Source organism: Lentzea sp. NPDC006480, assembly GCF_040611995.1.
Taxonomy (GTDB): Bacteria; Actinomycetota; Actinomycetes; order Mycobacteriales; family Pseudonocardiaceae; genus Lentzea.
Map to the genome: position 1 here is coordinate 1 of NZ_JBEXPJ010000298.1, position 4,995 is coordinate 4,995.

Below are 4,995 nucleotides of genomic sequence, written 5' to 3' on the forward strand. Positions count from 1 at the left end.
AGGCCCGGCCGTCCGGCGCTGTCCCGTGGATGAACGTGTGCACGCGCCCGAGCCGTTCGATCGCCTCAAGAGCGTCCTTCTCCGTGCCGTACGTGGTGACGCCGACGAACAGGCTGGTGCGCTGCAACCGTCCCCACGGGTCGGTGCGGTAGTCGGAGTGCTGCGCGACCGCCGCCATCGCCAGCGGGTGCAACGACTGCAGCAGCAGCGCCCGCAGCCCGCCGATGAACATGGCGTGATCGGCGTGCACGTGCCGGATCGGCCGGTCGTCCGCGAACATGCGCGGTCCCGGCGCGTCGTGGATCCGCCGCGCGTGCTTCTCCCGCTCCGGACCGGCGACCTTCTCGAACAGGCCTTCGCTCAGCTGCCGCCGCAGTGCCTCCAGCATGACCCCATCATGCGTGACCGTAGCTGAGACCGGGAAGGACAATCCACTGGTCCGGCTCAGTGAACGCCTTGGCGTCCTCCGGCCGCAGTCCGACGTACGCGCAGCAGTAGGCGACGGCCTGGTGGGCGTACAGGTGGGCCAGCAGCACCTCGGACGCGCTGCCGTCCGCGGCGGGTTCGCCACCGGGATGCAGGTCCCAGGCGACGGCCTCGCCGGCGCGGTGGACGCTGCCCTGGTTGCCGCTCTTGGGGTTCGCGTACATGCCGTACGCCACGGTGCCCGCCGACAGGCTCGACAACACGTCCGGCGCGGCCGCGGCGAAATACCAGGGCTGCATCAGGACGCATCCTCCCGGCACGTCGGTGAGGCCCACGGCGAGCTCGGTGTCCGCGCCGAACGGCTCCGCCCAGCGGTCGAAGACGTCCGGGACCTCCGGTACGACGTAGGCCTCCAGGCGCCGCGCCACCTCGGCGGCGTCGATGCCCGCGACGCAGGCGATGCTGAACCCGTCCGCCTCCCGGAACCCGTCCAGCGCTGCGGTCAACCGGTCGTGCTCGGCGACCGCGGCTTCTTCCTGCGCGGTCAGCACCTCGCCGGAGCCGATGGGATACGAGGTCGCGAGGCTCAACCGCGCGGGTGACCACCCGGACATCATGGGACGCGCCGGATCCGCGCCCGCGACCAGCAACGCCTTGGCGCTGCCGGGTTTGCGCGCGTGCACCGCCCGCCACAACGCGCTGCGGCCGTCGGCCAGGACGTCGACGTCCTCGACGACGTTGGCCAGTGTGGCGACGACCATCGCCGAACCGATCTCCACGGCCAGGTGCAGCGGCGGCAACCGGAACGGGCCCGCGTTGGGATTCGCACCCGCCGCCAAACGGGTGCGCACGGCGGTCAGGTCGGTCCAGCCGCTACGAGGAAAACCTTGCCAGCCTTGGTCTTCATCCCCCATGGGAACGGCACCCTACTCGCGCGGGGTGCCGTTCCGCCGGGAAATCAGCCGATCGCGATCTGGTCCAGATCCGGCGAACCGGCCTGGTCGTTGCCGAACTTGATCGTGTTCGGCGTGCCGTTCAACGTCACCGGGATCTCGGCCACGTACGGGGTGTTGTTGCCGACGCCGTCCAGCTTGACCTCGACCGGCGCGGCACCGTTCACCGTCACGAAGTACGAGCGCGGCCCGTTGACCGTGAAGGTGATGAACAGCTTGTAGCTGCCCGCGGGCACGTTGATGTTCGGGAAGGTCACCGTCGCGTCCGGGCTGCCGCCGATGTTGCGCACCTTCTCGCCACCCGAGCACGGCCCGCAGCTCGTCAGACCGGTGCTGCCGAACACGTTCGCCGAGTCCTCCGCCTCCCGCACGAACACGCGGTCAGCGGGCCTCGTCTTCACCGGCACCGAACCCGACACCTTGCGGTCCGAGCTCAGCAGCTGGAACGACGCGGTCACCGGGATGCTGACCGAGCCGACGTCCTGGCCCACCGGCGAGACAGCGGTCCAGACACCCTCCAGAATCCCGCCGAGCCGCATGGATCCCCGCGTCGCCGGCGAGCCGGTCAGCGTCCAGCCGGCGGGCAGCACCGGCGCGATCGACACGTTGTCGATCTGGTCGTCGGCGTCGAGACGCAGCCGCGTGGTGATCTTCACGGACTGCTGGCCCGGCGCGACCCATTGCACACCATGGGGTTGCACGGTCAGCGTCGTCTTCGGCGTGTAGTTCGCCGGCGGCAGTCCACCGACCGAGATGCGGTCCAGGCCGAGCGAACGACCTGTGCTGAACACCTTGACCGTGTTGCGTCCGGCGTTCAACGGCACCGCGACCGATGTCGGGTCCGGCACGTCGGCACGATCCGCGGGCACCGCGACGGAAACCGGCGCAGCACCGTTCACCGACACCGAGACAGACGACGCCGAAGCCGACGTCAGGTCCATCTGCAGGCTGTAAGTACCAGCAGCGGCAACGGAAACATCGCGGTAGGTCACGGCGTTGCGCTCACCACCGCCGAGCCCGGTCACCTGGCGCGTGCCGGAGCAGGCCTCGCAGAACTCACCGCGCGCCGAACCCGACCGCGACGCGTCCTCGGCCTCCAGCGCGCCGTCGCGCGGCGACCGCGGATAGCTGTGCCCGACCCGGATCTCGTCGATCTTCAGCTCCTTGAAGTAGACAGGAGCCTGCGGACCACCCCACGTGTTGAGCACGGTGAGCCGGAGCCATCGGGCCTGCACCGAACCGATGTCGATGAACTGAGTGCCCCGTGCGGACGGCAGCGAACCCGTCCGCACGTGCCGCCAGTTCCGGCCGTCATCGGACGCGGTCAGCTGGTAGTCCTTGATCCGCGAGGAGTCCTCCGGCCGGCCGAACGACACGCGGGCGTGCGTCGGCGACGACTCGCGCTGGTTGATCGCGAGGAACGAGGCCTCCTTGCGGCGCCCCAGATCCAGCGAGATCGACACGGGCTGGGCGGTGGCCGCGTCCCAGTACTTCTCGTAGCTGCCGTCAGTCAGGTTCGAGGCCGGGAAGCCGTCCCTGGACGACGTCGCGTACGCCTTCACACCGTCGTAGAAGCCCTGCTGCCCACGGGTTTCCACGGCGAAGACGGTGTCGTACTCATCCCACTTGGTGATGCCCTCGATCGTCAGATGCCCCGCCGACTGCGAGAACCTGAGAGGCTCGCCGGTCCGCAGATCGGTCACCTTCGAGACCCGGTACCCGTTGTCCCGCAACCGGACGAAGTCGTTGCGCGGACGAGTCACCACGTGCACGTACTGCTTGCCGGTCGACGGGTTGATGGTGATCACGCCGTGCGCGCCGTCGTTCCAGAACCCCGGCTGCATGCCGCCGTACATGTACCCGCCGCCCTCGACGCCCTGGATCGACTCCTTGATCGGCGTCACCCACGAGGACATGAAGTTGTTGTAGGACTCCTGCTGCGCCGGCATCTTGCCGTTCACCATCGGCGTCTCGGCCATCAGCGACTTGATCGAGGAGCCCGCGTTCGTGATGTAGCGGCCGACGTTCAGCCGCGTGTTGACGACGGAGTCACCGCCGCTGTACCACCAGTCGCCGGTGTCCGGGAGCTTGTAGCAGGCCTCGGAGAGGCGCGGCATCGGTGTGAACGTCGCGGCCGGGTAGTCGTAGGACGGGAACATGCCGGTCTTCTGCTCGTTCGAGACCGTGTCCATGATCGGCGTGTCCTCGTTGTTGTTGCTCAACAACCAGGTGGGCTGCAGCTGCCGGATCTGCTCGTAGAGCTTGTTGCGCTCCCAGTACTCGTTGTCGTTGTCGATCCAGAAGCCCGCGAGGTCGTTGTAGTTCTTCATGACCTCGAAGAAGAGGTCGTAGCTGTACTTGCCGAAGCCCTCGCGCGTCGTCAGGTCGACCTGCTCGCCCTTGTAGGCGGAGTAGGCGGCCGAGTCGAGCATCTCCACACCCTGCTCGGCGTGCCACTGCGGGTCGTCGGTCATGTAGAGGATGACCCTGACGCCCTTGGCCTTGCCCGCCTTGACCAGCTCACCGAGCAGGTCGCGTTCGGTGGCGCAGCTGCCGGGGATCTTGGACGGCCACGGGCGCGCGTAGCCGAGCCGTGAGTGGAAGGTCGCGAGCACGACGTAGGAAGCACCGAGCTTGGTGGCCTCGTCGATCCAGTACTCGGGGGTCCACCCTCCGCCGGTGACGTCACGCTCCCAGTCGGCGCAGCTGAGGTGCTTCGGGGCGGTGAACATGCCCCAGTGCAGGAAGAGGCCGGCGGTGGACTTGCGCAGCCACTCCTGTCTCGGGTGTTGCACTTCGGCCTGCGCGGCGGCAGGCGTGATCATCGTGACCAGGCCAGCGAGCAGCGCGGCCACTACGGCCGCACACAAACGTCGTAGTGCCATGACCATCGCTTTTCTCGTCGGGGCGGCGGCGAGAGGTCCGATGATTACACCTGGACTACCCAGGTTCAAGCCTTCGGCAGGCCTAAGTCATCCGAGCTGTCAGGACACCTGGACGGCCGGGGCCGCTTTCAGGGTGCCGTCGCGCAACGACCACCTGGTCTGCGCGACGCCGGTCGGGCAGCAGCCGGCGTCGCTCGGCCGGTACCAGAGCTCCCGCACCGTGATCGCCCCGTACTCGAACCGCGGATCGGCCAGCAACGGCACGTGCGGCGAATCGTCCCGCATGGTCGTCGTGCTGATCTCACCGACGAGTTCCAGGGTTCCGTTGAACGATCTCACCACGAGCAGCCCGAACGCGAGCGTCAGGTGCCCACCGTTCTCGCAGTGGACGTTGACCGCGGCCTCGTCGCGGCCATCCGCGTCGAGGTCACCGAACCAGGCGGGTTTGCGCGGGTTCACCACGACCTCGACCGGGCCCCAAATCGTGGACGTGGCGCGCGCCTCGCCGTTCGCCATCGTCACCGGCTGCTCGACACCGCAGAACTCCGCCGTCAGCGTCGCCTGCTGCCAGTCCACGTCGAGCAGATCGTCGGGCGCGCTGCCCAGCCCCGGTCTCACCCCTTCGGACGGCGCCGTCGTCACCACCACCGGGTCCTGCGGCCGACTCACCGGCGACGCAAGGCGTGAGCTGGTCCCACCCCGGCCTTGACCACTCGAACAGTGTTCGAGCC

At 68.4% G+C, this 4,995-nt stretch carries 4 protein-coding genes; all 4 read right to left on the reverse strand.

Translation table 11 applies throughout. From position 1 onward, the window contains the following. The coding region (locus ABZX92_RS45050; RefSeq protein WP_355572207.1) for an oxygenase MpaB family protein at positions 1-388 on the reverse strand (388 nt) is incomplete at its 3' end. A gap of 7 nt (positions 389-395) precedes the next feature. After that, complete coding sequence (locus ABZX92_RS45055; protein WP_355572209.1) at positions 396-1,340, reverse strand: hypothetical protein; 945 nt, start codon at positions 1,338-1,340, stop codon at positions 396-398. 44 nt (positions 1,341-1,384) lie between these two features. Then, positions 1,385-4,264: an alpha-L-fucosidase gene (locus tag ABZX92_RS45060; RefSeq protein WP_355572211.1), complete on the reverse strand. Its 2,880-nt coding sequence runs from the start codon at positions 4,262-4,264 to the stop codon at positions 1,385-1,387. A gap of 99 nt (positions 4,265-4,363) precedes the next feature. Further along, the coding region (locus ABZX92_RS45065; RefSeq protein ID WP_355572213.1) for a hypothetical protein at positions 4,364-4,995 on the reverse strand (632 nt) is incomplete at its 5' end.

What these genes read in the sequence shown, in the direction of transcription:
- ABZX92_RS45055 (WP_355572209.1), bottom strand. Translation starts at nt 1,340, where the DNA reads ATGGGGGATGAAGACCAAGGCTGGCAAGGTTTTCCTCGTAGCGGCTGG.
- ABZX92_RS45060 (WP_355572211.1), bottom strand. Translation starts at nt 4,264, where the DNA reads ATGGCACTACGACGTTTGTGTGCGGCCGTAGTGGCCGCGCTGCTCGCT.